Source organism: Hydrogenophaga soli, assembly GCF_054777695.1.
The window spans coordinates 303175-329690 of the sequence record NZ_BAAHAK010000003.1 but is presented as its reverse complement, the minus strand read 5'-3'; the positions used below and the strand labels follow the sequence as shown (position 1 = coordinate 329690).

The 26516-nt window shown below is 64.7% G+C and carries 29 protein-coding genes; 13 read left to right on the top strand and 16 right to left on the bottom strand.

Translation table 11 applies throughout. The annotated features are described in order from the left end of the window. Positions 1 to 6: 6 nt before the first annotated feature. From modA to ACYVB7_RS07320, 10 genes are all read left to right on the top strand, one after another. The gene (modA, locus tag ACYVB7_RS07365; RefSeq protein ID WP_460506082.1) at positions 7 to 789 is read left to right on the top strand and encodes a molybdate ABC transporter substrate-binding protein; all 783 of its coding nucleotides are present in this window, start codon (positions 7 to 9) and stop codon (positions 787 to 789) included. A 15-nt stretch (positions 790 to 804) separates the two neighbouring features. Beyond that, positions 805 to 1488 (top strand): molybdate ABC transporter permease subunit, encoded by a 684-nt coding sequence (gene modB, locus ACYVB7_RS07360; RefSeq protein ID WP_460506081.1) that lies wholly within the window; start codon positions 805 to 807, stop codon positions 1486 to 1488. Then, entirely contained in the window at positions 1485 to 2591 is a 1107-nt protein-coding gene (gene modC / locus ACYVB7_RS07355) for a molybdenum ABC transporter ATP-binding protein (RefSeq protein ID WP_460506079.1), read from the top strand. The genes modB and modC overlap by 4 nt, the downstream gene beginning before the upstream one ends. After that, positions 2584 to 3375: a TOBE domain-containing protein gene (locus ACYVB7_RS07350; RefSeq protein ID WP_460506077.1), complete on the top strand. Its 792-nt coding sequence runs from the start codon at positions 2584 to 2586 to the stop codon at positions 3373 to 3375. Before modC ends, ACYVB7_RS07350 begins: the two co-directional genes overlap by 8 nt. Positions 3376 to 4331: 956 nt before the next feature. Further along, entirely contained in the window at positions 4332 to 5192 is an 861-nt protein-coding gene (locus tag ACYVB7_RS07345; RefSeq protein ID WP_460506076.1) for a toll/interleukin-1 receptor domain-containing protein, read from the top strand. 121 nt (positions 5193 to 5313) lie between these two features. After that, positions 5314 to 5535, top strand: coding sequence for a type IV pilus assembly protein FimV (locus tag ACYVB7_RS07340; protein WP_460506075.1), 222 nt, complete (start codon positions 5314 to 5316; stop codon positions 5533 to 5535). 135 nt (positions 5536 to 5670) lie between these two features. Beyond that, positions 5671 to 6033, top strand: coding sequence for a DUF6404 family protein (locus tag ACYVB7_RS07335; RefSeq protein WP_460506074.1), 363 nt, complete (start codon positions 5671 to 5673; stop codon positions 6031 to 6033). Further along, positions 6026 to 6601, top strand: coding sequence for a GNAT family N-acetyltransferase (locus tag ACYVB7_RS07330; RefSeq protein WP_460506072.1), 576 nt, complete (start codon positions 6026 to 6028; stop codon positions 6599 to 6601). The genes ACYVB7_RS07335 and ACYVB7_RS07330 overlap by 8 nt, the downstream gene beginning before the upstream one ends. A gap of 541 nt (positions 6602 to 7142) precedes the next feature. Further along, positions 7143 to 7889, top strand: a complete 747-nt coding sequence (locus ACYVB7_RS07325; RefSeq protein WP_460506071.1) for an AAA family ATPase — start codon at positions 7143 to 7145, stop codon at positions 7887 to 7889. Positions 7890 to 8042: 153 nt separating this feature from the next. Further along, positions 8043 to 8297: a hypothetical protein gene (locus tag ACYVB7_RS07320; protein WP_460506070.1), complete on the top strand. Its 255-nt coding sequence runs from the start codon at positions 8043 to 8045 to the stop codon at positions 8295 to 8297. A gap of 458 nt (positions 8298 to 8755) precedes the next feature. On the opposite strand, the gene ACYVB7_RS07315 is transcribed toward ACYVB7_RS07320, so the two are convergent. The 15 genes from ACYVB7_RS07315 to nifB form a co-directional block, all read right to left on the bottom strand. Next, positions 8756 to 10066 carry a type II toxin-antitoxin system HipA family toxin gene (locus ACYVB7_RS07315; RefSeq protein WP_460506069.1) on the bottom strand — a complete coding sequence of 437 codons (1311 nt, stop codon included), beginning with the start codon at positions 10064 to 10066 and terminating at the stop codon, positions 8756 to 8758. Next, on the bottom strand, positions 10067 to 10366 hold the full coding sequence (locus tag ACYVB7_RS07310; protein WP_460506068.1) for a helix-turn-helix domain-containing protein: 300 nt from the start codon (positions 10364 to 10366) through the stop codon (positions 10067 to 10069). It abuts the gene before it with no gap. 548 nt (positions 10367 to 10914) lie between these two features. Beyond that, on the bottom strand, positions 10915 to 11211 hold the full coding sequence (locus tag ACYVB7_RS07305) for a 2Fe-2S iron-sulfur cluster-binding protein (RefSeq protein ID WP_460506067.1): 297 nt from the start codon (positions 11209 to 11211) through the stop codon (positions 10915 to 10917). Positions 11212 to 11251: 40 nt separating this feature from the next. Then, positions 11252 to 12106, bottom strand: coding sequence for an SIR2 family NAD-dependent protein deacylase (locus tag ACYVB7_RS07300; protein ID WP_460506066.1), 855 nt, complete (start codon positions 12104 to 12106; stop codon positions 11252 to 11254). A gap of 2 nt (positions 12107 to 12108) precedes the next feature. Beyond that, on the bottom strand, positions 12109 to 13272 hold the full coding sequence (locus ACYVB7_RS07295; protein ID WP_460506064.1) for a DegT/DnrJ/EryC1/StrS family aminotransferase: 1164 nt from the start codon (positions 13270 to 13272) through the stop codon (positions 12109 to 12111). A 5-nt stretch (positions 13273 to 13277) separates the two neighbouring features. Further along, positions 13278 to 13538: a hypothetical protein gene (locus ACYVB7_RS07290; RefSeq protein ID WP_460506063.1), complete on the bottom strand. Its 261-nt coding sequence runs from the start codon at positions 13536 to 13538 to the stop codon at positions 13278 to 13280. Positions 13539 to 13553: 15 nt separating this feature from the next. Beyond that, positions 13554 to 13766, bottom strand: coding sequence for a NifT/FixU family protein (gene nifT / locus ACYVB7_RS07285; RefSeq protein WP_460506062.1), 213 nt, complete (start codon positions 13764 to 13766; stop codon positions 13554 to 13556). 24 nt (positions 13767 to 13790) lie between these two features. After that, positions 13791 to 14969, bottom strand: a complete 1179-nt coding sequence (locus ACYVB7_RS07280) for a cysteine desulfurase family protein (protein ID WP_460506060.1) — start codon at positions 14967 to 14969, stop codon at positions 13791 to 13793. Continuing rightward, a complete protein-coding gene (locus ACYVB7_RS07275; RefSeq protein ID WP_460506058.1) occupies positions 14966 to 15343 on the bottom strand; it encodes a DUF3024 domain-containing protein in 378 nt (125 codons plus the stop codon). Before ACYVB7_RS07275 ends, ACYVB7_RS07280 begins: the two co-directional genes overlap by 4 nt. After that, positions 15340 to 15615, bottom strand: coding sequence for a nitrogen fixation protein NifZ (locus tag ACYVB7_RS07270; protein ID WP_460506057.1), 276 nt, complete (start codon positions 15613 to 15615; stop codon positions 15340 to 15342). The genes ACYVB7_RS07275 and ACYVB7_RS07270 overlap by 4 nt, the downstream gene beginning before the upstream one ends. Next, positions 15612 to 15983, bottom strand: coding sequence for a nitrogen fixation protein NifZ (locus tag ACYVB7_RS07265; RefSeq protein WP_460506055.1), 372 nt, complete (start codon positions 15981 to 15983; stop codon positions 15612 to 15614). Before ACYVB7_RS07265 ends, ACYVB7_RS07270 begins: the two co-directional genes overlap by 4 nt. Positions 15984 to 15986: 3 nt before the next feature. Next, positions 15987 to 16712, bottom strand: a complete 726-nt coding sequence (locus tag ACYVB7_RS07260) for a 4Fe4S-binding leucine-rich repeat protein (RefSeq protein WP_460506054.1) — start codon at positions 16710 to 16712, stop codon at positions 15987 to 15989. Positions 16713 to 16725: 13 nt separating this feature from the next. After that, positions 16726 to 17139, bottom strand: a complete 414-nt coding sequence (locus ACYVB7_RS07255) for a HesB/IscA family protein (RefSeq protein WP_460506053.1) — start codon at positions 17137 to 17139, stop codon at positions 16726 to 16728. 11 nt (positions 17140 to 17150) lie between these two features. Continuing rightward, a complete protein-coding gene (locus ACYVB7_RS07250; RefSeq protein ID WP_291489219.1) occupies positions 17151 to 17345 on the bottom strand; it encodes a 4Fe-4S binding protein in 195 nt (64 codons plus the stop codon). Between the two features lie 60 nt (positions 17346 to 17405). Beyond that, positions 17406 to 19016, bottom strand: coding sequence for a nitrogenase cofactor biosynthesis protein NifB (gene nifB / locus ACYVB7_RS07245; RefSeq protein ID WP_460506052.1), 1611 nt, complete (start codon positions 19014 to 19016; stop codon positions 17406 to 17408). A gap of 290 nt (positions 19017 to 19306) precedes the next feature. On the opposite strand from nifB, the gene ACYVB7_RS07240 reads away from it, so the two are divergent. Further along, complete coding sequence (locus tag ACYVB7_RS07240; protein WP_460506051.1) at positions 19307 to 21241, top strand: trypsin-like peptidase domain-containing protein; 1935 nt, start codon at positions 19307 to 19309, stop codon at positions 21239 to 21241. 86 nt (positions 21242 to 21327) lie between these two features. After that, positions 21328 to 22440 carry an SMP-30/gluconolactonase/LRE family protein gene (locus ACYVB7_RS07235; protein WP_460506050.1) on the top strand — a complete coding sequence of 371 codons (1113 nt, stop codon included), beginning with the start codon at positions 21328 to 21330 and terminating at the stop codon, positions 22438 to 22440. A 29-nt stretch (positions 22441 to 22469) separates the two neighbouring features. On the opposite strand, the gene nifA is transcribed toward ACYVB7_RS07235, so the two are convergent. Next, a complete protein-coding gene (gene nifA, locus ACYVB7_RS07230; protein WP_460506049.1) occupies positions 22470 to 24188 on the bottom strand; it encodes a nif-specific transcriptional activator NifA in 1719 nt (572 codons plus the stop codon). A 1038-nt stretch (positions 24189 to 25226) separates the two neighbouring features. On the opposite strand from nifA, the gene ACYVB7_RS07225 reads away from it, so the two are divergent. Continuing rightward, on the top strand, positions 25227 to 26471 hold the full coding sequence (locus tag ACYVB7_RS07225) for an IscS subfamily cysteine desulfurase (RefSeq protein WP_460506047.1): 1245 nt from the start codon (positions 25227 to 25229) through the stop codon (positions 26469 to 26471). The last annotated feature ends 45 nt before the right edge of the window (positions 26472 to 26516 follow it).

Sequence of the window (26516 nt, the reverse complement as noted above, 5' to 3'; positions counted from 1 at the left end):
CTTCCCATGAGAGCCTTTTTCCGTTTCTGGCTGGCCTGTGCGCTGCTGTTGTCCAGCCTGGCCGCCCACGCCGACAAAATCACCGTGGCGGCGGCAGCCGACCTCAAGTTCGCCATGGACGACATCGTGGCCGCGTTCAAAAAAGCCAACCCCGCAGACCAGGTGGACGTGGTGTACGGCTCGTCGGGCAAGTTCCACACCCAGATTCAGCAGGGTGCGCCGTATGACCTGTTCTTTTCAGCCGACATCGGTTTTGTGCGCGAGCTGGCCAAGGCCGGTCTGGCCGCGTCCGAGGTCAAGCCCTATGCCGTGGGCCGCCTCGTGTTGTGGAGTGCCAGCCTGGATGCCAGCAAGATGACGCTGGCCAGCCTGGCCGATCCCAAAATCACCCGCATCGCCATCGCCAACCCCAAACACGCGCCCTACGGCAAACGCGCCGAAGAGGCGCTGCGCGCCGCCGGGCTGTGGGCCCAGGTGGAGCCCAAGCTGGTGTACGGCGAGAACATCGCCCACACCGCCCAGTTTGTGCAGACCGGCAACGCCCAGGTGGGCCTGATCGCCCTGGCCCTGGCGGTCAACCCGGAGCTGGCGCAAAAGGGCGGTTACGCGCTGGTGCCCGACCACCTGCACCAGCCGTTGGAGCAAGGCTTCATCGTCATCCAGCGTGCCAACCCAGCGGGTGGCAGCGCCCTGGCCCAGCGCTTTGCCACCCACATGGGCAGCCCCGCCGCCCGTGCGGTCATGACCCAATACGGCTTTGTGCTGCCCGGCGAACAGGCGGCCAAGTGAACCCGGAGCCCCCCCATGTTGTCCCCCAGTGACCTCCAAGCCCTGTGGCTGACCGTGCGCCTGGCCGCGGTGGTGACGCTCATCCTGCTGCTGGTGGGCACCCCCATCGCCTGGTGGCTGGCCCGCTCCCGCGCCTGGTGGAAAGGCCCCGTGGGCGCGGTGGTGGCGCTGCCGCTGGTGTTGCCGCCGTCGGTGCTGGGCTTTTACCTGCTGCTGGCCATGGGCCCTCAAGGGCCGGTGGGGCAGCTCACGCAGGCGCTGGGCCTGGGGGCGCTGCCCTTCACGTTCTGGGGGCTGGTGGTGGCTTCGGTGTTCTATTCGCTGCCCTTCATGGTCCAGCCCCTGCAAACCGCCTTTGAAGCCGTGGGCGACCGCCCGCTGGAGGTGGCCGCCACGCTGCGCGCCTCGCCCCTGGATGCGTTTTTCAGCGTGGCCGTGCCGCTGGCGGCCCCGGGCTTCCTCACCGCGTCCATCCTCACCTTTGCCCACACCGTGGGCGAGTTCGGCGTGGTGCTGATGATCGGCGGCAACCTGCCCGGCGTGACCCGGGTCGTTTCGGTGCAGATCTACGACCATGTGGAGGCCCTGGAGTACGCCCAGGCCCACCGCCTGGCCGCGGTGATGCTGGTGTTCTCCTTCCTGGTGCTGCTGGCGCTGTACGCCTGGCGGCCCCAGTCGCGCCGAGGGGGGGCGGCATGAGCGACATCGAAGCCCGCTTCCGCGTGGACTGGCCCGGCTTCTCGCTGGACGTGGACCTGCGCCTGCCCGGGCGCGGCATCACCGCGCTGTTTGGCCACTCGGGCTCGGGCAAAACCACGCTGCTGCGTTGCCTGGCCGGGCTGGAACGCGCACCCCAGGGCCGCCTGGTGGTGGCGGGCGAGGTGTGGCAAGACGCCACCCACTGGCTGCCCACCCACCGCCGCCCCCTGGGCTACGTGTTCCAGGAAGCCAGCCTCTTCAACCATCTCACGGTGCTGGGCAACCTGCGCTACGGCCTGCGGCGCTGCCCCGGTGTGCCCAGCGACGGGCTGGACCAGGCCATTGAACTGCTGGGCATCGCCCACCTGCTGGACCGCAAGCCCCAGGGTCTGTCGGGCGGGGAACGCCAGCGCGTGGGCATGGCCCGCGCCCTGGCCATGCGCCCGCGCCTGCTGCTGATGGACGAACCCCTGGCCGCCCTGGACCTGCCGCGCAAGCAGGAAATCCTGCCCTACCTGGAGCGCCTGCACGAGGAGCTGGACATCCCCGTGTTCTACGTCAGCCACGCCCCCGACGAAGTGGCCCGCCTGGCCGACCACCTGGTGGTGATGGACGCGGGCCGCGCCCGCGCCAACGGCCCGCTGGCCGACACCCTGGCCCGGCTGGACCTGCCCATCCAGCTGGGCGAAGACCTGGGTGCCGTCATCGACGGCACCGTGGGCGCGGTGGACGCCCCCTGGCACCTGCTGCGCGTGGACTTTGACGGCGGCAGCCTCTGGACCCGCGACCCCGGCCTGCCCGTGGGGCGGCGTGTGCGCGTGCGGGTGCTGGCCCGCGACGTCAGCCTGGCCCGCGAGCAACCGCTGCAAAGCAGCATCCAGAACGTGCTGCAAGGCCGGGTGGAAGCCCTGGCCGACGACGCCCACCCGGGCCTGATGCTGGTGCGCTTGCGCCTGGGGGCATCGGCCCTGGTGGCCCGCCTCACCCGCCGTTCGGCCACCTTGCTGGGTGTGACCGAAGGGCAAACGCTGTGGGTGCAGGTCAAGTCGGTGGCCCTGCTGGAACAGACCCCGCCCACCCCCACCGGAGCCCCCCATGCCTGACGCTACCCTGCTCACCAGCGACCTCAAGCTGGCCGGACGGCTGGACGCCCGCTTCTTTGCGCTGCTGTCGGCCATTGACGCCACCGGATCCATCAACCGCGCCGCCCGCACCGCGGGCTACAGCTACAAGGGCGCGTGGCTGCTGCTGGACACCGCCGCCACCCTGGCCAGCACCCCGCTGATTGAAAGCGCCACCGGCGGCAAAGGCGGTGGCGGCACCCAACTCACCCCCGCGGCGCACGAACTGCTGGCCGCCTGGGCCACGTTGAAGCAAGCCAACCAAGCCTTCCTGCGCGAGCAGGAGGACTGGATCATTCAACAACCGGCCTTGGCCGGACTTTTGAGGCGCATGTCCATGAAAACCACCGCACGCAACCAATTTGCAGGCCGCATCACCGCCGTGGAAACCGGCCCCGTCACCTGCCAGGTGACCGTGGGGCTGCCCAACGGGCAGGAAATCGTTGCCTCCATGACGGCCACCGCCGCCCAGCGCCTGAAGCTGGCGGTGGGCAAGGAGGCCATTGCGCTCATCAAATCGTCCGCCGTGGTGCTGGTGACCGACTTTGCCGGCTACCAGCTCTCGGCCCGCAACCAGCTGGCGGGCACGTTGTCGCGCATCGACAAGGGCGCGGTGTCGTCGCTGGTGGTGCTGACGCTGCCCGGCGGCTCCACCGTGACCGCCAGCGTGACCAACGACGCCGTGGCCGCGCTGGACCTGAGCGTGGGGCAGGCGGCCACTGCGGTGTTCAAGGCGTATTCGGTGATGTTGGCGGTGGCGGGCTGAGTCTTCTTTGCCGCATGGGTGGCAACCCGGACCGGGCAGCGGCGGGCTGGGCGCTCTGCGGTGGGGTGGGGCTTAAATGCTGGCCCCGCCCGCTGGCGGGCGGGGTTCCCTGCGATGCTCGGGCGGCGGGAGCGTCGCGGAACTCACGCCGCTTTGCTGCGCAAAGCTCTGTTCAAACAACCGCGACGAGTCAGATGACGAAGCACGCTGCGCGTGCCTCCCGCCACCCTGCGCTTCTCGGCTGCGCATGTGCGCCCCCTCCCCACCGCAGAGCGCCCAGCCCGCCGCTGCCCGGGCCGGATTGCGGGGTTTGTGGGTTGTGAGGAAAAAATGCCTCTACCGCTTTGTTTGAAAGCGTGAGCAGCTATTGAATTGGTAGTGTCTTTGCATGCCGGTGTGCGGAGCGCGTCGCCCTGATGCGAGAGCCAACCAGCCCTGGGGGTGTGGTGCGCGGCACACAGCGGGGCAGGGGCGGTGCATCACTTTTTGTAGCTGCTTGCGCTTTTAAACAAAGCGCTAGAGGCATTTTTTGCTTGTGGTTTTGGCTGCTGCATGCGCCCTTCAACCCCTGCACCAGGGCTGCGGCAGCCTTTACATTGGTGGGGCCAAAAGAACTGCACCGGAGAATGTGCGGGGCAACCAAAGCACTCCACGAGCGGTTTTAACCGCCGGGGTGTGAAAACAGGTTGCCGGGTTTCTTGTCACAGCAAACCCGGCGGCACGTCACTTTCAGGAGGAAACTGTGACCAGAATATCCCGCACTGTCCGTTCTATCCTGCAGGTTTTGCGGGATACATTGAGTTAGGGAATATTGCATAATCTCAAGTCAGAAAGTTAATCCTGTGGAAATCAATGAATTACACGGCAACTTTCGTGATTTCAGGGGTTGTGAAGGCTATCGTTAATCTAGAAATTCGAAGCGGCATTTTGTTGGTAAAATACTTAAAGTTTGGAAAATGAAAATATTTATCTCTTGGTCTGGTGAAAAAAGTAGGCTGATTGGTGAGGCGTTCAGAAATTGGTTGCCTGAAGTAATTCAATCGGTACGACCTTACTTTACTCCCGATGATGTGACAAAAGGTCAACGTTGGGCAGCAGAGATTGCGGAAAATCTACACAACAGCCAGTTTGGCTTATTCTGCCTTACCGATGACAATCTCACCGCGCCATGGTTGCTGTTTGAAGCAGGCGCAGTATCAAAGGATAGTCGCAATGGAAAGGTTTGCCCTCTACTTTTTGGTGTTGATTCAGCGCAACTGGCTGGTCCATTATTGCAATTTCAGGCTACACCATACTCAAGAGATGAGGTATTCAAGTTCATGAAGGCAGTGAATGCAGAAACTGTCAGTCCATTGGATGAGGTGAAATTAAAGAGAGCCTTTGATCGATGCTGGGATGAGCTTGATGAGAAAATTCAGAGCGTCCTTAGCTCGCAATCCCCAGATCTAACCCCTGTTCCTCGGAGCCTCGAGGATATGGTCGAGGAAACATTAAGCATTGTGCGTTCCATCTCCTTTCATTCCTCTTCATCAATAGATGAAGAGTCAGTTAATCACTGGCTTGTGTTTCTGCAGAATGCAATAGATTATGGAAATAATACGCTAAAGATAACGGATAAATCTGAGCAAGTTGTCGTTCTGGATCAGCTTAATTTATTGCAGGCATACTTGCGGTTAACGGCAAACTTCATAATTCCAAAAATTAAATCTGTAAAAAATTTTCCAAAGTATTGGGCGCAAGTTACCAAATTAATGGAAATTCTAGATGCGCGCATAAAGGGTCTGACGCTTGCGCCAGATGATGCGTTGCCCTTCTAAATGACATTCTGGTTAATGCGCAATATCCGGTTGCTGAGGTGTCTTGCAAGTTTGGATAAGTTGGAGGATTTATGGTGTAATGAATTTACATTAAACAAAGAAGGAGATGGCAAGAGTGGATATGAGTTACCTTGGTATTTTTATAGGTGTGGCGATAGTATATTTTGTTGCGAAATTTTTCGCCCATGCTAAGTTAATTGCTGATCCATTGGCTGAGGCGGAAGTGTATTTGGCTTACGGGAGAAGCGAGCAGGCCGTTAAAGTCCTTGAAGATGGATTTCGGAAATTCCCGGAGCGATCTGATATTCGAGAGAAGTTGGATGAACTGCGTTCTGGTTTCTAGTGGTGGATTTTTTAATGAGAGGTTTAGATGGAATTGCATCGCAGAAAGGGATGGTGCAAAGATTCGGTTTTTTGAATGCCGTGTTCAGGAGCTTTCGCCGCGTCTGTTTAATTTTACTGCATTTCCACGGAGATCATGGATCCATTCGAATCCAAACGAGCCGAAGCCCTTCGCCTTTTGATGGCCACAGGCATTCGTGAATCCAATTACCGCCCGCCCATCTTGCGCCTGATGTGGCGTTTGGGGTTTCGGGTTCCGCCGCCGAACTTTATGAGTTTTGCCCGCGTGGCCGGGGCTGCGGGTGTGTTCGTGGGCGTCGGCTGGGGCGCTGCGATGTGGCTGCTCCAGTGGCGTGCCATGAACGTTCCGCTGTCTGTGGCGTTCTGGGGCAGCACCCTCGTCGGTGTGTTCTTTGGCCTGTGCATGGCAACGTACTACGCCCATGGGCGTATGAAGCACCACCTTCCCCCATGGAACAGTCTCGGCACCCATGACTGAGGCACGGTTGAGCCTCACCAGCATCCCCGAGGGGTTTGAGACGCCGCGTTTGTGCGTCCGATCGCCCCGCCCGGGAGATGGCGCGGCGGTGTTTGCGGCGGTGGCCGAATCGTTGGCCGATTTGAGGGCGTGGCCTGCGTCCCTGCCTTGGGCGGTACAAGAGCCATCGCCCAGCGCATCGGAGGCGTTTTGCCTGAACGGGCACCGCACCTTCCAGGAAGGCTCCGACATGCCCATGCTCATCTTCCTCAAAGGCGCTCACGTTCTGGTGGGGGCCACGGGCTTGCACCGTCTGGACTGGGCGGTGCCGCAGGGGGAGGTGGGTTACTGGGTGCGCAGCGCTTGTCGGCATCGCGGTTTCATCACCGAGGCGGTGACCGGCCTCATCCAATACGCACACACCCACCTGCAAATGCGCCGCCTGGAATGCCGCACAGACGCCCAGAACACGGCCAGCCGCGCCGTGGCCGAACGTGCGGGTTTTGTGCTGGAGCAGATCCGGCCTGTCCCCAGCGCAGCACCGGATGGTTCCAGCTTGAACACCTGCTTCTACGCACGGGCCACCTGAAGCCCACTCAGCCGGCGCGGTGCTTCACCTTGCGGGCTGTGTGGGCGAAATTTCAATAAAAATCAGCCTCTACTGCTTTCATATCAAGCGTAAGCAGCTATTGAAACTTAAGTGACTGTGGCGCATGGAAACGCACAGCAACCGTGAGAGGCAGGTGTACGTCAATCCCAGAAGTGTGGTGCGCAGCACACAGCGAGGTAAGGACGGTGTATCACTTTTTGTAGCTGCTTGCGCTTTCAAATCAAGCGCTAGAGCCACTTTTCGCTTGTGGTTTTGAGCGCCATATGCGGCATCCAACCCCTGCGCCACGGCAGCGGCTCCCTTTACATTGAAGGGGCCAAAAGAACTGCACCGGAGAATGTGCGGGGCAACCAGTGCACTCCACGAGCGGTTTCAACGTCCGGGGTGTGAAAACGGGTTACCGGGTTTCTTGTCACAGCAAACCCGGCGGCCAGTCACTTTCAGGAGGAGTCATGGCCAGAATATCCCGCAATGTCTGTTTTATCCTGCAGGTTTTGTGTGACGCATTGGGTTGGGCGTCTTGATCTCGTCCCAGTTCGCAAGCAGGGTTACGCTCAATCGAGATGGGGTTGAGTCATTCGACCGCTACCCATTCAATTTGCCCGCCATACGTTCGCTGGCCTTGATCGAATTACACCCAAAGGTAACGTTCTTCGTCGGCGAGAATGGATCGGGAAAATCCACCCTACTTGAAGCAATTGCCGTCTCCTTGGGCTTCAACCCCGAGGGAGGATCGAAGAACTTTTCCTTCGGAACAAGAACATCACACTCAGAGCTCCACCAATTCCTCAGAATCGCCAAGGGGGTAAAACACCCCAAAGATGGCTACTTTCTTCGGGCAGAGAGTTTCTTCAATGTGGCAACGGAAATTGAGCGCCTTGATGAAGAGCCAGGTGGCCCACCTATCATTGACGCCTATGGTGGTCGGTCCTTGCATGAGCAGTCTCATGGTGAGTCGTTCATGGCACTATTGATGAATCGCTTTCGTGGGAATGGCATTTACGTACTCGATGAACCGGAGGCCGCGCTATCCCCTCAACGACAGCTTGCAGTCCTCTCGCGGATTCACGACCTTGTAAGACTGAACTCGCAGTTCATCATTGCGACTCATTCGCCTATTCTCATGGCGTATCCTGATGCTTGGATATATTCGTGCTCAGGTTCAGGCTTGGACCGCATCGACTACTATTCCACTGAGCACTATCAAGTAACCCATGACTTTCTATCCAACCCAGAGCGAATGCTCCGTGTTTTGCTTGATCGCTAAGACGCCCAATCCATCGGTCAACCGGACCGCCCGCAAGCTACGCTTGCAGGTTCCCTCCGCGCATCGCACTCCAGCGGCCGGTTACCTCAAATGGTAGAGCGCCTGAATTCACCCCTGCTCTGCTGACAATCAAGAGGAAACTCCTTTTTGCCAATGAACACCATGAACACAAGAAACGATCGTTCTATTGATCTAGTGGCACTGCTGGCGTCAGTCATCTTTGCTGCTGCTATTGCTGTCTCAGCGGCGTGGTGGTACCGCATCACATGGCACGACATCAAGACATCTGGCGTCTTCGGGTTCCCAGTCTTCGTTGGCATGTTCGTTGGCTTCGTGGGTATGCCTGCCTACCATGTGCTACGCCACATCAGGGCGAGTCGTCGTAAGGCCGCGTTGGAAGGAAAGTAGTCCAGTGCCTGTTCGGCAGCGCTATCTCAAACCTTGCTGGCCTTGCGAACGGCCCAAACGGCTTCGCCAAGGTCTGAAACGGTGTTGATGCGGTGAATGGGCATGACGAATCTAAGCGCAGGTTTCGATTCGGAGGGCGGAGGGGGTTTGCAGATCAAAAACGAAACGCTGAATTCGTTTTTGCTGAAGATTTCAATAAAAATCAGCCTCTAGCGCTTTCATATCAAGCGCAAGCAGCTATCAAAACCATTGCATTCCCCGCATTCGCCCGGCCCGCGCACCAACCCGCTCTCTGCCGTGGCGTGGCGGGTGGGCTGTGGGTGGGGTGACTTTGCCGGTGGCAAGGCGCACAGGCGCCGGGGCCGAGCATCGCAGCGCAGTCCGCGCCAGCGGACCACCGGCAAGGAACCCCGCCCACAGCCCACCCGCCACGCCACGGCAGGGAGCGAGCCCCTCTCCTACCCCTGCGCCTTGAACCGATTCAAGTGCTTTTGCACCCCGGCACCCATTCGCTCTGCCAATGCTGTGGGAAAGTCTGCGGGCAGGGTGGACAGCACCGCATCCATGGCCCCCGGCAGTCGGTCGGCAAGGGCCTGCATTTCGCGCCATGCGTGGGGAATGCCGCTGTCCTGGGCCAGTTGTTCCCAATGCCTGCGTTGCAGGGTGGCCAGGTGGTAGTGCGCTGACTTGGCCCGCAGGGCCATGGCCAGCTTGGCGTTGGGGTAAGGGATTTCGTGGCCTTTGCGTCCAATCACTGGCCAGGCCGACAGCACGTCGTACAACGGCGTCAGCCGGTAGCCGCCACCGGGCAGCAGGAACACAGAGAAGTTCTTGGCATGGCCGTCAATGGCCGCCAGAAACCAGAACAGCAACTGGGCCAGCAGAAAGCGCAAGCCGTCGCGCTCGTAGTTTTCCGAGGCGCGGAGGATGCCCAGGCAGCGGGTCAGGCCCGGGCCGCCATCGCTTTCGTATTTGGTGTGGCTGGCCACGCCGGTGGCCTGGCACAGGTCTTCCTGGGGCAGACGGGCAATCCAGCCACCGGGTTGCCACGCCCGGTCAAACCGCTCCACCACCAGCACCCGCTGGCTCCCAAAGGTTTCCATGGTGCAGGGCGCGGCGGGCAGGCCCACGGCATCGACGATTTGCCGACACAGCCACTCGTTCTCCACCGACTGGCGCATGTCCAGGCCCGTGCCCGGCACGATGCCAATGGCGGGCTTCAAGATGTGGGTGGTGGGCGTGGCCCCCAGTGGGCGAGCCCATTGGCCGTTGACGCGCAGCAATGCGGTTTTTTCCTGCGCCCCGGCAATTGACAGGCGAATGTCCCTGTCGTCTGCGGTGCCCGGCGCTGTCGGGGTGGTGGTTGGCCTCAGCTGGGTCAGCATGCCCTCAATGTCGGCGTGGCTGAGGGGCTCAAAGGTCAGGGTGTCGAAGCCCTGGGGTGGCGCATCGGGCGGGAGCAGTTGGACGGCGCCCACGCAATCGCGCCCAATGGCTTGCAGCAGCGAGAACACGTCGGCCCCGGGCAGCCGCCTTCGGGTGCGGATGCGCTGCCGAATGGCCTCGCTGTCGGGCAGCAGGTTGTCAAAGAAGTGGGCCACCACCGGGCCTTGCAGGGCCCCGGCGCTGAGCGGGAGCGACAGCGACAAAGGCCGTGCCCGAGGGCTGTGCAACCAGCTTGGGGCGTACTCAAAGCGGTGAAGCCCCGTGGGACCCACCCGCCAGGTGCCCACGCGCACCCCGTTCATCCACACCCACAGCGCGCGCACTCACCACTCTCCCTGGGGCGGCTCGGCGTTGAACGCGGCCTGGGCCGGAGGGGGCGTGTCTGCATCCGGGCGGACACCGGGCGTCAGCGGGGTGCGCAACAGCAGCTGAACGCCCAGCACCTGAAGGATGTCGAACAGCTGCTGCACGCTGATGGCAGCGGGGTTGCGTTCGATGTACGCCACGCGCGACTGGCTCAGGTTCAACCTGGCCCCCAGCGCCGCTTGGCTGAGGCCACAAGCCTTGCGAAAGGCCGGCAACTGCTGGGCGAGTTGAGCGGCAAGCTGAATGGGGTAGTCCATGGTCCGGTCACGGGATGAAGCAATGGCGCTACTTTATGACAACTGAGTCATTTTTTTAAAACATGACTCAGGAATCATGATGAACGGTCATGGTTTTAAGGAAAATCAGCCTCTACCGCTTTCATATCAAGCGCAAGCAGCTATCAAAACCATTGCTGTTCCCGCTCCCTGCCGTGGCGTGGCGGGTGGGCTGTGGGTGGGGTGACTTTGCCGGTGGCGAGGCGCGCAGGCGCCGGGGCGGGTGCGCGGCAGCGCACTTCAACCTCTGACTGCGTCGCGGTTGTTTGAACAGAGCTTTGCGCAGCAAAGCGGCGTGAGTTCCGCGACGCCGCCCCGGGGCCGAGCACCGCAGCGCAGTCCGCGCCAGCGGACCACCGGCAAGGAACCCCACCCACAGCCCACCCGCCACGCCACGGCAGGGAGCGGCAGGGAGCGGGCCAGGTCGAGGGCGGTCAGGCCCTCGGTGAGGGTTAGCACCGCCTGCCCGCTGGCGTCGATCAGTGCCAACAGGGCCGAGGTGGCCCAGCGCGAGGGTTCCGGTTCCGGCATCAGACGAAGCTGAGCAGTTCCACCGTGGCGGGTTCGGTGCCCATCAGCGTCTGGCAGGCCAGGCGCGACTTGCTGCTCACGCCCACCAGGGTGTCCAGCAGTTCGTTTTCCAGCTTTTGCAGTTTGGACAGGGTTTTGCGCCCTTCCTGCACAAACAGGTGGCAGCCGCCGCATTTGGCCTGGCCGTTGCACTTGTGGGCAATGGGCTCGCCCGCGGCCTGCAGGGCGGCCAGCAGGGGGGTGCCTGCCTCCACGTCAAGGGTGCGGCCAGAGGGGAGAACGGTCAAAGCGGGCATGGCTCAAAACTCCAAAAAAGGGGTGAACAAAAACAAGGGCTCAGGCCGCCAGCGCGGGTTGCAGCGCGGCGGTGAAGGCGTGGGCAAACTCGGGCAGCGGCAGGGCGATGCGGGTGATGCCCTGTTCTTCCAGGAAGCGGGCTTCCATGCGGGTGGGCTCGGCGGGCAGCACGGCCCAGTGCTGGTCGCTGGAGCGCTTCATGATCTGGCGGGCAAAGCTGCGGGTCAGCTGGTCGTCAAACCGGCAGCCCACAAACAGAAAGCTGCGGCCCGTGCGCAGCGCCTGCACGGCGGCGGGGATGGGGGTCTGGATGTCGATTTCGGTCAACACCTCCACATGGTCGCTGTCGCTCACCAGGTAGTTGCTGGCGGGCTGGCGGCCCCCCAGGGGTTTGTAGAGCAGGGGCTGGCCCGGTGGGGGCGGGGCATCGGCAGGCAGGGGCTGACCGTTGCTGCCGTAGGTCTGGGTCCATTGGCCGAAATGTTCCGATTGCGACAAGCCCTGCACCTGTTGCCAGTTGCCGGGGGCGCGGGTGTTGGCCAAGGCCTGGGCCAGGGTGTCGTCGTACCAGGTGTCCACCCACAGCGGGGCGTTACTGGCGGCCAAAGCCAGGTGCAGGGGCGAGGGCGTGGGCACGGTGGCAAAGGCCTCGTCCATCAGCGCCACCAGCGATTTGCGGTGTTTGAAGTTCTCGATGAACTGGGCCGCCTGCGTCAGGCGCTTGCGGATCTTGTGCGGCACCGACACCTTGCCGGTCATGAACTCGGCCAGCACCAGCGGCGTGGCGGGCACTTGCACGTCGGTACACAGGGCCAGCAGGTCGGGCCCCAGGTAGGGGATGAGCTGCCCGGCGTCCAGTTGCCGGGCCAGGGTGGACAGGGTGTGGTGGGTCATGTTCAGAGGTAGATGGCGGCCCCGGCCCCCACGTTGGTGGCGGTGTCCTTGAGCGTTTTGACGATGTACTTGACCTGTTCCGCCGTGAGGTGGGTGTGCAGCGGCAGGGCCAGGGCGCGGTCGCCAATGCGGTCGGTGTCGGGCAGCAGGCCGCGCTGGCGGCCAATGGCGTCGGCGGCGCTTTGGTAGTGGAACTGCTGGTGCAGTGGGTGGCTGTAGGCGGCGGTTTCGATGCCGCAGGCGGCCAGGTCTTCCACCATCTGGGCGCGGGCGCTGGCGGTGAAGCGTTTGCCCAGGTGCACCACGTACAGCATCCAGTGCACCTCGTCCACATGTTCGCCCAGGTAGGGCGGTTTGACGCCCTCGAAGCTTTGCATCTGCTGCTGGTACCACACCTCCACCTGCTTGCGCGCCATCAGGCGTTCGTCCAGGTGGGACAGCTGGGCCAGGCCCAGGGCGGCGGTCATTTCGCTGATGCCAGCCTGCAAGGGCACACGCGAGCCCAGCGACACCGAGAGTCGGTCGGCCAGGCGGCGCTGGCGCAGGTAGCGCAGCTCGTGGGCCAGGGCCTCGTCGTCGGTGAGCAGCATGCCGCCCTCGCCGGTGCACAGCACCGAGGGTTGCGAGAAGTCGAACACCGCCACGTCGCCAAAGGTGCCCACGGTCTGGCCCTGGTAGCGCGAGCCCAGGGCCTCGGTGCTGTCTTCGATGAGGCGGATGCCGTGTTGCGTGGCCAGCTCGCGCAGCGGGCCCCAGGCCGCGGGGTGGCCGTTGGTGTTGCCCGCCAGGATGGCCTTGGTGCGCGGCGTGACCTTGAGGGCAGCTTTTTCCGGGCTGAGGCTGCCAGTCCAGTAGTTGATGTCGGCAAACACCGGCGTGGCCCCGGCCAGGGTGATGGCGTGGGCCACCTGGTGCCAGGCGTGGGCGGCGCAAATCACCTCGTCGCCAGCGCCTATGCCCATGGCCCGCAGCGTGATGAGGGTGCCCAGGGTGCCGCTGGCCACGGCCACCGCATGGCGGCGGCCCACCCAGCGGGCAAAGCCTTGTTCAAAGGACTCCAGCAGCGGCCCGTCGCTCCAGCGGCCCGATTGCAGCACCGCGTCGATCAGGGCCAGGTCGTCAGGGCTGTACGCGGGCTCGGACAGGGCAATGGTGTCGTAAGACATGGGGCTTACTCCTGCGTGAGGATGAGGGCGGTGGCTTCTTCGGGCTGCTGGGTGATGCGCCAGCAGTGCCCCTGCGAGGCGGCCAGGTAGATGCGCCGTGCGCCCAGGCGCAGGGTGGGGGTTTCGTCGCGCATGTCCAAAGCGTCCATGGGCAGGGCACGGATGGCGGGGTAGCGGGCGCGCCACAGCGCGGCGGCGTCGCGCAGCGAGGGGGCCCAGCCCACCACCTCGCGGGCGGTTTGCAGGTGTTCGGCGGTGAGGGACATGGCGGGGCCTTTCCTTCAGTCGCCGGCCAGGCGGCGGGCTTCCACGGTGATGGGCAGCGGGGTGTCGGCGGGCATGGCGGGCAGGTCCAGCTGCCAGCCGTTGGCCAGGGTGACGATGCCGCCCCACAGGTCGGGCTGGGCCATGGAGACGATGGGTTCTTCCAGGTCTTTCTTGGGCACGTAGGCGGTCAGGGTGCCTTTGCTGTCTTTGCGGATCATCACTTTCATCGTCGGCTCCAGAGGGTGTGGGTTTCAGGGGGCGAGCAGGGGGCCGAGCATCTCGGTCAGGCCGCGGACCACGTGGTTCACGTCGTCCAGGGTGTGGGTGTGGCCCAGCGACAGGCGCACGGCGCACAGGGCTTGTTCCGGTGGCACGCCCATGGCGGCCAGCACGTGGGAGGGGGCACTGCCGCCCGACGAGCAGGCCGCACCCGACGAGGCGGCCACGCCCAGCCGGTCCAGCCGTTGCAGCACCACGTCGGCATGCAACTCGTCAAAACGCAGGAAGCTGGTGCCGGGCAGGCGGGGCAGGGTCTGGCCCCACACGTGCACGCCGGGCAGGGCCTGGGCCAGCCCATGTTCCAGCGCGTCGCGCAGGGCGGTGGTGTGCCGGATGCGGTCGGGCAGCGGGGGCGTGGTGCCCAGCAGCGCCAGCGCTTGGGCCATGCCCACGATGGCGGGCAGGTTCTCGGTGCCCCCGCGGCGGCCCCGCTCCTGGCTGCCGGGCACCTGGGGGCTGAGGGTGGTGCCGCTGCGCAGCAGCAAGGCCCCCACGCCCTTGGGGCCGTGGAATTTGTGGGCCGACAGCGACACCGCATGCACCCCGGCAAAGGGCGGCGCGGAAAAGTCGAACGGCAGCTTGCCCACCCATTGCGTGGCGTCCACATGCAGCAGGGCACCGGCCTCGTGGGCCAGCGCGGCCAGTTCGGCCACGGGCATGAGCACACCGGTTTCGTTGTTGGCGGCCTGGACCGACACCACGGCCACCCGGCCTTGCGCCGCGGCACCCGGGGCCAGCAGGGCGCGGGCGCTGGCCAGGTCCAACGCGCCATCGGGCCGCACGGGAATGAAGTCCACCACCGTGCCTTCGTGCGCCATGGCCTTGGCCAGGCGCAGCAGCCCGGCGTGTTCCACCGCGCTCACCAGCAGGCGGGGGGGCTGGGCGTGGGCATCGGGGGGGGCGGCGGCCATCAGCCCGCGCAGGGCCAGGTGGTTGGCCTCGGTGGCCCCGCTGGTGAACACCACCTCGTTGGGTTTGCAGCCCAGGGCCCGGGCCACGTCGGCACGGGCCGCGCCCAGCACGCGTTTGGCCTGCTGCCCCGGCCCGTGTTGGGACGAGGCGTTGGCCCAGTGCTGCTCCAGCGTGGCGAGCATGGCGGTCACCACCTCGGGGGCAGGGGGGGTGGTGGCGTTGTGGTCCAGGTAGGTCATGGCCAGAACACCCGTTGCGCGTCCACGCACAGTTGGTCCAGCAGGTCGGCCAGGCGCGGGTTGGCGGCCTGCCATTGCCACTGGTGTGCGGCGTGGTTGCGGGAGAACAGGTTCCAGCCCTGGGCGGTGGCGGGCGGCTGGGCGTCGGGGGCCTGGCCGCCGGGGGGGAGCAGCAGCGCGATGTCGATCACGCCGCCGCTGGGGTCCACGTTGCGCGAGCAGCAGGGGCTTTCCACCCGGTAGCCCTCGCCATGCGGCAGCACGCGGGGTTTGACGTACTTGTAGCGGGCCCGCTGTTCCAACGCGAGCACCAGCCGGTGCTGCATGAAGCTCAGCACCGGGGTTGCGCACGCCAGATCAGCGGTGGTGGTCATGGGATCAGTCCGGCGGGGGCGGGAGCAATTTCCTCTTCCAGGCAGCCCACCACGCAGCGCCCGTGCTCGGGGCCGAATTCCACCAGGTACACCGGCTCGTTGGTTTCGGTGGAATGCCCGATGTTGACAATTTCGCCCACCGCGCCCTGGGGGGCCAGCAGGGCCCCTTCAGGCTGCCCGGGGTGGCTGCCGTCGTTGAACAGGTCGTCCAGCGCAATGACGCGCAGGCCCCAGGGGTATTCGGCAGTGCGGGGTTCGGCAAAGGGGGTCATGCGGTGGGCTCCTGTGGGGGTGGGGGGCGGTGGCTGCCCAGGTGTTGCAGGGCCTGGGCCTTGTCGCCCAGTTGGGCCAGCACCTCGTCGGGCAGGTGGTCCAGGGTGCAGAGTTCCTTGGCGCGCATGCCCACGCGGTGGCCGCTGTCCACAAAGTCCACGGCGTAGATGTAGAACTGCTGCAAAAAGGTGTTGATGTGCACCACGTAGCCGATGTCGCCGCGGTGCACCAGCACGTCGCCAATGTCCTTGCCGCCATAGGTGCCGTCGTTGCGCACCACCGAGCGGGCGGCCACGCGTTCGCCATGGCGAAAGCGCGGGGGGTAGGCCACTTCCAGTTCGTCGTCGTCGCGGTTGATGTCGGACATGGTTCAGGCTCCGGGGTGGGGGGTGCCCAGCCGTTCTTCCACCTCCCAGCGCACGCGGCAGTCGTCGTCGTGGGCCAGGCGGTCCAGCAGGGCCGGGGGCAGGCGGCGGGCGACGATGCGGCGCACGTCGGCCTCGGGGTCTGTGGCCAGGGCCAGCAGGGCGGGCATGTCCAGGCGCTGGGCCACGCGGGTGCGCACGCTGCGGTCGGGGTCCTGGGCCAGGGCGGGCAGCAGGCTTTGGGGCAGGCGCAGGGCCACCACTTCGCGCACGCCGTAGTCGGGGTCGTTCATCAGCGTGGGCAGTTCGGCCAGGTCGATGCGCTGGGCCACGCGGATGCGCACCTCGCGGTGCGGGTCGGCCAGCATGCGGGTCAGCAGCGTCTGGGGCAGGCGCAGGGCCACTTGCAGGCGCACGGTTTCGTCGGGGTCGTCCATCAGGGCCGACAGGCGGAACACGCTGGCATACCGCGCGGCAATGGCCCGCACCTCAAAGTAGGGGTGGTTCAGGTGGTCGTTGGCCAGGTCGCGGTGCCAGTGGAAAAACCGGTCGATGCGGCGGGCATACGCGTCTTGCACGCAGGCGTGCCCGGGCTCGCAGCCCAGCGGCATGGGCAGGCTGCGCAGGGCATGGTGGGGGCACGCAGTGCAGTCCACCGCGCCACCTTGCCAGTGGGTGCAGGAGATGTCGCCATGGGTCACCCTGTGGCGTGGTTCGCCGACGTTGTCCATGGCGCGTGCCCCGTCAAGACCCGGCGGGGGCCACCACGGGCCGTCCGCCGCGGCCAATGGTGGCGATGCTGACCTTGGCCACGCCGGGGGGCGCTGCGGCGGCGTCGGCGCTGCTGCACGCACAGGCGGCCTGGTTGGGGTTGACGAAGGTCAGCCCCGACTTGGTGGGCGTGTCGGCAAAGTCCATGGTCACCCCGTCGAGCAGCAGGCGGCTTTCGGCGGGCAGGAACAGGCGCACGTCGCCCAGTTCCATCACCTCGTCACCAGGGCGGGGTTGGGCTTCGACGTTGAATTCGGCGTTGTAGCCGGAGCAGCCGCCCGCGCTCACCGTCAGGTGAAAACCCGCCGTGGGCGGCAGGCCGGAAAAGCGCACCATGCGACGGATGAACTTCTCTGCGGCAGGCAGGATGGTGAGGTTGGGCAGCATGGTGCGTGACCTCAGGCCTTGACGATGCAGCCGTCCACCGGGCACACGGCCTGGCACTGGGGCGAGTCGTACTGGTCGGCGCACTCGGTGCACTTCTTGGGGTCGATCACGTAGGTGCCGCCTTTTTCGCGGATGGCGACGTTGGGGCACTCGGGTTCGCAGGCCGAGCAGGCGGTGCAGGTGGAGGAGATGATCTTCAGGGCCATGGCGTTGCTCCTTGGGTGGGTTGAGGGGAAATGCGGTGTGTGCGGTGGCGCAGCAGGTGTTCAGGCGGCCTGGGCCAGGCCGTCGGTGCCCTGGGTGAAGGCCCCTTGGCGAATCTGGGCGTCGCCCCGGGCCTGGTGCACGGTGGCCCCGCTGGCCACGCGGGTGCGGTAGTCGGCAAACCAGTCGAGGGCGGCTTTTTCGATGAACTCGCCCACGTACTGGTCCACGGGCTCGATGCCGGCGTCTCGCAGCTCGTCCTTGGGACAGGCACCGATCTTGGCCACCAGCACGGCGTGGCAGTCGTTGATGGCGCGCACCACCGAGGGCAACTGCTCGTCGTCGCCATACCCGCCTTGGCAGTACTGGTCCACCCGACGGTGACCCACGAACAGGGCCTGGGCCGCAGACACTTCAAAAATCTGGAACTCGGTCACATGGCCAAAGTGCTCATTCACCCGGCCCCCGCCCTGCGTGGCCACGGCCACCAGCACCTTCAGGTCGGCCGCGGCGTCCAGCGCGGTGGACGAGGCCAGCGCCTCCTGCTTGGCGGCGTGTTGGGCCTGGCGTTCGGTTTCCACCTGTTCCTGGTACACACGGCGGCGTTCCAGGTCGTAGGTGATCTCCATCTGGTCCACCTTGTCCTGGGTGAACTCTTCGCTGCGGTCTTCGCCCAGCAGGCCCACGGCGTCGGCCCGGCACTGGCGGCAGTGGCGCATGAGGTTGGCACCGCCCGCGCAGGCGTCCTGCACGGTCTTCAGCTCCTGGGCGGTGGGGCCGCGCTGGCCGGTCAGGCCGAACACGGTGCCATGCTCGGCCTCGGAGATGAGGGGCATGATGTTGTGCAGGAAGGCCCCGCGCTTCTTCACCTCGCGGTTGACCTCGATCAGGTGCTCGTCGTTGATGCCGGGGATGAGGACCGAGTTGATCTTGGTCAGCACGCCGCGGGCGGTCAGCATCTCCAGGCCCAGCATCTGGCGCTCGTGCAGGATGCGGGCGGCCTCCACGCCGTGGTAGCGCTTGTGGTTGAAGAAGATCCAGGGGTAGATCTTTGCGCCCACTTCCGGGTCCACCATGTTGATGGTGATGGTGACGTGGTCCACGTTGTACTTGACGATCTCGTCCACGTAATCGGGCAGGGCCAGGCCGTTGGTGGACAGGCACAGCTTGATGTCGGGCGCGGTTTCCTGCAGCTGGCGGAAGGTTTCAAAGGTCTTGGCCGGGTTGGCCAGGCTGTCGCCCGGGCCGGCCACGCCCAGCACCGTCATCTGCGGGATTTCGCTGGCCACGGCCAGCACCTTCTTCACGGCCTGATCGGGCGTGAGCTTTTGCGACACCACGCCGGGGCGGCTTTCGTTGGAGCAGTCGTACTTGCGGTTGCAGTAGTTGCACTGGATGTTGCAGGCCGGGGCCACGGCCACATGCATGCGGGCGTAGTGGTGGTGGGCTTCTTCCGAGTAGCAGGGGTGGTTCTTGACCTTGTCCCAGATCTCGGCGGGCATGTCGTCAGGCCCGGCGGACGAGCCGCAGCTGGCCTTGCCCGAACCGCCGCTGGTGCCGCAGCCGCTGGCCGCGGGCTGGGGCGGGGCGATGGGCTCGCCCAGGCGTTGGATCTTGCCCAGGCTCACATAGGTGGGGCTGGGGGCGGTGCCGACAGGCGCGTGAGCTGGCATGGGGAACCTTTCCTTGCAACCGGCGTTGGTTGCTTGGTTCCTGCCTAAGCCAATTTCATGCCACGGCGTTTGTCATTGAAAATCAAGCACTTGCTGTTTTTGTCGGGTGTCGGACATGCCACAAAACCGCGGTTTGTGGGGGTGGGTTGTCGGGCTTACGACACAGGGGGAATGGGGTGGCTGGCCGCAGAATTTAAAAACAATGAAATGTCAACTCCCTCAAATGGGGGAGTGGCTGGGGCGGCCAGGCGGCGTACTATGCCCAGCATTTTTTTGTTTGAAGGGACATCGTGAAGCTGTTTTCTGTACGCAACCCGTTGATTCGGGGCACGCTGGGCGTGGCCATGGCGGCCATGCTTTGGGCGCAAGGAACTTCTTGGGCTGCCGATGGCGTGGTGGACAAGGTGGAGGCGCTCTCAATTCCTGCGCGTGAGGTCAAGCAAGAAACCCGCGCGGGTTTTGCCGTGGACACCCACACCTTTGTCTACCGCCTGCCCGAGGCCAGCGAGACCGAACGGGAACGAGGCCGTAGCGCTGCCCCTCGTTCAGGTGGTGAAGTGCCGCAGATCGGTTTTGCCCGCCAGACGGGCGAGCTGAAGCAAGCCGCCTACGTGGCGCAGCACCTGAACTGGACCGTGCAACCCAATGGCGATCGGGTGGCCACATTGCAGGTGGCCTCACCTGCGGCGCAGGGCCTGCGCCTGGCCTTGGTGTTCGACAAGCTGGACCCCCGGGTTCGCCTGGCGGTGTCGGACAAGGCACAGACCCACCTGGGCGTGTTCACCGGGGCCGATGTCATCGACCAGGTGGCCCAAGCCGGTGGCATCAGGGTGGGCAGCACCCAGGCATACCACTGGGTCTCGCCCGTGGCGTTGGGCGAGAGCCTGTCCATCCAGTTCACCGTGCCCGCGCAGGTGGGTGCCAATGGCTTGTCTTTTGGCGTGGAGTGGGTGTCGCACCTGACGGTGTCGCCGTTGGCTGAACGCTTGCAGCCGCAGGCCGCATCGTTGGCGTGCGAAAAGAGCATTGCGTGTGGCTCCACCGCCGAACAAACCACGGGCAAAAGCGTGGCGCGCATGGTGTTCACCGACCCGTCCACCGGTTCCTCGTACACCTGCACGGGCACGTTGCTGAACAACACCCAGCAGGATTGGGCTCCCTACTTCCTCACGGCCCACCATTGCATTTCCACGCAGGCCGAGGCGTCCACGCTCCAGACCTACTGGTTCTACCAGGCGGCCGTGTGTGGGGTGGACGTTCCCAGCAACAGCCTCGTCTCGGTGTCGGGTGGGGGCTCGTTGCTCTACACCAGTGCCGACACCGATACCACGCTGCTGCGCCTGAACCAGAGTGCGCCCAGTGCGGCCATTTGGGCGGGTTGGTATTCGCGGCAAGTGGGGTTGTCCAACACGGTGTTTGGCATTCACCACCCGCATGGCGACTTGAAGAAAATCAGCAGCGGGATCAATGCCACGTACGCCACTTGCGCTGACGATGCGGGGTCAACCTCCGACTTCACCTGTACCACGGGGGCTGACGTGTCCGTGGCCAAATTCCATGTGGTGGGCTATAGCGAGGGCACCACCGAGCCCGGCAGCAGTGGCTCTGCACTGTTCCTCAACATGGGAGGCAGCCACTATGTGGTGGGGCAGCTCAAAGGGGGTAATGGCAAGTGCACCACGTCTTCCACCGAGATTGGGGTGGGCATTTACGGGCGGTTTGACACGGCCTTCAGCGCCGGGTTGTCGAAATGGTTGAGCCCCGCCACGACCACGGTGGCGCGGGCACCGGTTTACCGGTTCTACAACACGGCCAAAGGAACCCACTTTTTCACGGGCAGTGCCGCCGAGCGGGACTATGTGATGGCGTCCTTGCCCTCTTACACCTATGAGGGCGTGGCGTTTTATACCTACGCCAGTGCCACGGGCAGTTACAGCCCCGTCTACCGCTTCTACAACGCTGCGGCTGGAGCGCACTTTTACACCATCAGCGAGGCGGAGAAAGACTACGTTGTTGGCAACCTCTCCAGCTACAAGTATGAAGGTTCTGCTTGGTATGCCAGCACGGTCTCAGACGCGGCCAACACGCCCTTGTACCGCTTCTACAACGTGGACACCGGCTCCCACTTCTACACCACGAACGCCTCCGAGAAGGATTACGTCGTGGCCACGCTGAAGAACTATCACTATGAGGGTGTGGCGTATTACGTCTGGCCAACGCAGTGACGGGGCAACGCGTCTGTTGACCCGCTCGGCCCGAGGGCCGGGCGGGCTTGCTTTGGCTATTTCAATACAAATTCAGGGAAATCGAGATGAAACACGCGTTGTTGGACGCTGTTGCGGGTTTGTCGCGGCGGCAGGTGTTGGGTTTTGCGGGTGCTGCGGTTTTGAGTGCATGTGGCGGGGGCGGCGCGTCAGGCGCAAGCGCAGGCCGCATCACAGTGGCGGCGGGCTCGGCCTCGGGAACGGGGCCGGTGGAACAGGCCATCGGGCAAATTGGGAGCATGGCGTTTGACCCTGCAACCGGTGGTTTGGTGGTGGACACCGGCAAGGCCATCCTGCGGTATCCGGTTCGGGATGGCTCAGTGAACCTGGAGGCAGGAGTGGCGATACCGTACATGCTGTCTGACTCGAACCAAAGGCTGGTTTTAAATGACACGGTACCGGTTGCGCTTGACCCATCAGGCAACGTTTACTGTGCTGAGTGGCGTTTGGAGGGTGTGAGTTACGCATCGGGCCCCCACTATGACTCAGGGAACGTGTTTCAGGTCAGCCCGACCGGATCGGTGGTGTCGTCCGTGTCCGATCGAGCTGGCACGCTGGTGTTGCCTGACGGCATGGCCTTACTGCCCGATGGGTCGCTGGCGTTTTATGACGGCCTCAGCGGCTATCTGATGCGCTGGCAAGTGGGGAAGGGGGTGACCCCGCTGGTTCAATTGGTTCCTGCCATCCCGGGCTACAACGCTCGAAATTCTCGCTATCAGATAGATCTGTTGCCTGCTCCCAGTGGGGTTTATGTGGTTCAGCTCTGTAACAGGGTCGGCCAAAACGGTGTTTCTGAGGACTATTTCAAGGTTTTGCTGTGGGATTCGGTGGGTTTGAATCACATTGCGAACATTGCCGCACCAGCTGGCGAGAGGGTTTTTAATAAGCAGTACGCAGCAAAACGCGGTCAGGTCGTGTTGCGTTTTGACAGGTCTGTGGTAACGCAACAGAACGGCGGCTTGCCTTGGATGATGCTGCTTCAACCCGACGGCCAGGTTCGTCAGGTGGATCTATTCACCTTGGAGGGGCGCAACCTGCCTGAGGTGAGCAAACCGGGGTGGTGGTTGAGCATGGCGTTTGCGCCCGATGGTGCACTGTGGATGGTGCGCAAATTCGGTGCTTCAGGTGGCGCGCTGCTGCGCATTGAACTCCCGTCCTGACCCCAGCGCTGCCTGCTGAACGCCCCCCCTCAGAACTTGCGCACCTCGATGTCGTGTTTGCGCAGGGCGTAGCCCATCTGGCGGGGGGAGATTTTCAGCAGGCGTGCGGCCTTGGCCTGGACCCAGCCGCACTTTTCCATGGCCCAGATCAGGCGGTCGCGTTCGCCGTCGGGCTTGTCGCCCTCGCTGCTGCTGGGCGTGGGCAGGTCCTCGGGGTCCGGTGCCGGAGCCGACGCGGCCTCAGCCGTGGCGGGCACGGCAGGCACCGCTGGCACCGTGGGCGGCAGGGGAGGGCCGGCCACTTCCTTGATGGGGATGTCGGCCAGCCGCGAGGGCCGCACGGCGTCCTCGCGTTCAATGTGGTGCAGCACCTGCGTCAGGCAGCGGTTGTCGCGGCAGGGGAAGGCCAAGTCTGAAATCACGTCGCCATGCGCCATGGTGGCGGTGCGTTCCACGCAGTTTTCCAGCTCGCGCACGTTGCCGGGCCAGTAACACTGGGTCAGCACCCGCATGGCCTCGGGGCTGAAGCGGGTGACGCGACCGTTTTCGCGGTTGAAGCGGCTGAGGAAGTGCAGCGCCATGGCCGGAATGTCTTCACGCCGCTCGCGCAGCGGCGGCAACTGGATGCTGACCACGTTGATGCGGTAGTACAGATCGGCCCGGAACTCGCCCGCCTGCACCATGCGCTCCAGGTTGCGGTTGGTGGCCAGGATGAGGCGCACGTCCACCTTCACCGCCGAGCCGCCGCCCACGCGCTCGAACTCGCGCTCTTGCAGCACGCGCAGCAGCTTGGCCTGGAACGAGGCGGAAATGTCGCCAATCTCGTCCAGGAACAGCGTGCCGCCGTGCGCCATTTCAAAGCGGCCCTTGCGCTGGCCCTGTGCCCCGGTGAACGCGCCTTTTTCGTGGCCGAACAGTTCACTCTCCAGCAGCGACTCGGTCAGGGCCGCGCAGTTCACGCCCACAAACGGGGCCGCTTTGCGCGGTGACAGGCGGTGGATGGCGCGGGCAATCACCTCCTTGCCGGTGCCGCTTTCGCCGCGCAGCAGCACCGTGGTGCGCGACTGCGCCACCTGGTGCACCTGCGAAAACACCTCCTGCATGGGGGGCGACACGCCCACCACCTCGTCGATCTGGTGGCCCGACTTGATGGCTTTGTGCATGCGCCGCACCTCGTCCTGCATGGTGTCGTGCGCGGCGGACACGCTGCGGTTGAGCAGCAACGTTTGTCCCATGAGCGAAGCCACCATCTTCAGCAGGCGCAGGTCGTCGGAGGACACGCGGCGGGAGGTCGTGGGGTGGTCGGGGTGGTCGGGGTCCTCGCAGTCGGCCACCAGCACGCCCAGGGTCTGGCGGTCGGCGCGGATGGGGGCGGCCAGCAGGGCGATGCGGGTGTCGGGCGACTGGTCGGCCCCGCCGGTGCGGTTGAGGAACAGGGGTTCGGCCCGCAGGTCGGGCACGAAGGTGGGCACGCCCGTGGCGTAGACGCGGCCCACGATGCCTTCGCCCGACAGGAATTGCAGCCGCCGCTGTTCGTCCTGCGACAGGCCCACGGCGCACAGGCCGCGCAGCTTGCCGCCGGGTTCGTTGACCACCACAAAGGTGCGTCGCCAATCAAAAGCGTGCAGCAGGTAGTTGAGCGCCTCGCGGAAGGTTTTGCCCACGTCCAGCGACGCAGACAGCGTTTTGCTGACTTCGTAGATGGCGTCGAGCTCGCGTTTGGCTTTGTTCGTGTGCGTGTTGACCATGAGGCACCCCTGTTCCCACCTTGGACCGCTGCATGCTGGGTGCTGGTTCCATGCAAAAAGTGGGCCGGTGTGTTGGGTGTGGCTTGTGTCCTCGCGTTGTGGGTGCTCGTCCTCGGGGCGGGGCAAGTCCTCGCGGCGCGGTGGGACGGGTGGGCTGTGGGGTGGGTGCCTCGCCGGGGGTCCGCTTTGCGGACTGCGCTGCGGTGCTCGACCGTGGGGCGGCGTCGCGGAACTCACTGCGTTTTGCCTTCAGGCAAAACTCCGTTCAAACAGCCGCGACAAGTCAGAAGTGGAGGGTGCGCTGACGCGCACCCCGCCCCACGGTCTGTGCGCCTCGCCCCCGGCGAAGGCACCCACCCCACAGCCCACCCGCCCCACCCCGCTGAGGTGCTGTTGGTTCACCACCGGAGGCAAACCCAGGGTTTGGCCGCGCGCTGCACACCACTATGCTTTTAGTAGCTGCTTGCGCTTTATTTGAAAGCGACAGAGGCACTTTTTGCTTGAGATGTCCCACGCAACCCAAGGGTGGCCGCAGGCGGTGGGGGCGCGGGGCGCTGCGGTGGGGTGTGGGGGCGCACATGCGCAGCCGAGAAGCGCAGCCAGGGGGCCGCAGCGGGCGCAGCCCGCTTCCTCCTCTGACTTGCGGCGGCTGTTTGAGCGGAGTTTTGCCAGAAGGCAAAACGCAGCGAGTTCCGCCGCACCGGCCCCATGGCCTGAACCGCCGCAGGGCCGTTCCCAAGGCGGTGAACGCCCCCTTGGGGGGCAGCGACCGCAGGGAGCGTGGGGGCTGTCATTTCGGCAGGGCACCCCGAAGGGGCCAGCATTCAAGCCCCCACACCCCACCGCAGCGCCCCGCGCCCCCACCGCCTGCAGCCGCCCGACCCACCACCACATTCCCGACAAACCCGACAAGCCTCCATCCCCCCACACAGACGCCTTCCCCACAAAGCCAACAAACCAAGCCCGCAAAACGCCGTTAGACCCCATGGCACCGAAGTTGCAAAAGGCCACCCCGTCACCCCCTGACAGGAGCGCAACATGCCGGATCGCAGCCCACCCCTCCACCCCGCCAGTGCCGCCCCGCTCGTGTACCTGGACTACGCCGCCACCACTCCGGTGGACCGCCGTGTGGCCCAGAAAATGTGGCCCTACCTCACCGAGATGTACGGCAACCCCGCCAGCCGCTCGCACGCCTACGGCTGGGCCGCGGAAGAGGCGGTGGAGCTGGCCCGCGAACAGGTGTGTGCCCTCATCAACGCCGACCCACGCGAAATCGTCTGGACCAGCGGGGCCACCGAATCCAACAACCTTGCCATCAAGGGCGCGGCGCAGTTCCACAAGGGCAAGGGCCGCCACCTGGTGACCGTGGCCACCGAACACAAGGCCGTGCTGGACAGCATGCGCGAGCTGGAGCGCCAGGGCTTTGAGGTGACCGTGCTGCCCGTGCTGCCCAGCGGCCTGCTGGACCTGGACGTGTTTGCCGCCGCCCTGCGCCCCGACACCGTGCTGGCCTCGGTGATGATGGTCAACAACGAAACCGGCGTCATCCAGGACGTGGCCGCGCTGGGCGCCATCTGCCGCCGCAAGGGCGTGTTGTTCCATGTGGATGCCGCCCAGGCGGCGGGCAAGGTGGCCATTGACCTGGAGCAACTGCCCATCGACCTGCTCTCGCTCTCGGCCCACAAGATCTACGGCCCCAAGGGCATTGGCGCGCTGTACGTGCGGCGCAAGCCCCGCGTGCGCATCGAGGCGCAAATGCACGGCGGTGGCCACGAGCGCGGCATGCGCTCGGGCACGCTGCCCACCCACCAGATCGTGGGCATGGGCGAAGCCTTCTGGCTGGCCCGCGAGACCATGGAGGCCGACAACGCCCGCATCCGCAGCCTGCGCGACCGCCTGTGGGCCGGGTTTGCGGGCCTGAAGGAAGTGGCCCTCAACGGCGACCTGGAGCGCCGCGCCCCGCAGTACCTGAACGTCAGCTTCAACTACGTGGAAGGCGAGTCGCTGCTGATGGGCATGAAAGAGGTGGCCGTGTCCTCTGGCTCGGCCTGCACCAGTGCCAGCCTGGAGCCCAGCTACGTGCTGCGCGCCATGGGCCGCAGTGACGAGCTGGCCCACAGCTCGGTGCGCTTTTCGCTGGGCCGCTTCACCACGGTGGAGGAGGTGGATTCCACCGTCCGCGTGGTGACCGACGTGGTCAACCGCCTGCGCGCCATGAGCCCGCTGTGGGACATGGTGCAGGCCGGCATCGACCTCAACACCATCCAGTGGGCGGCGCACTGACGCGCCTTGCCCGCACCGCCTTCTTCAACCTCCCCGGAGCCCCGC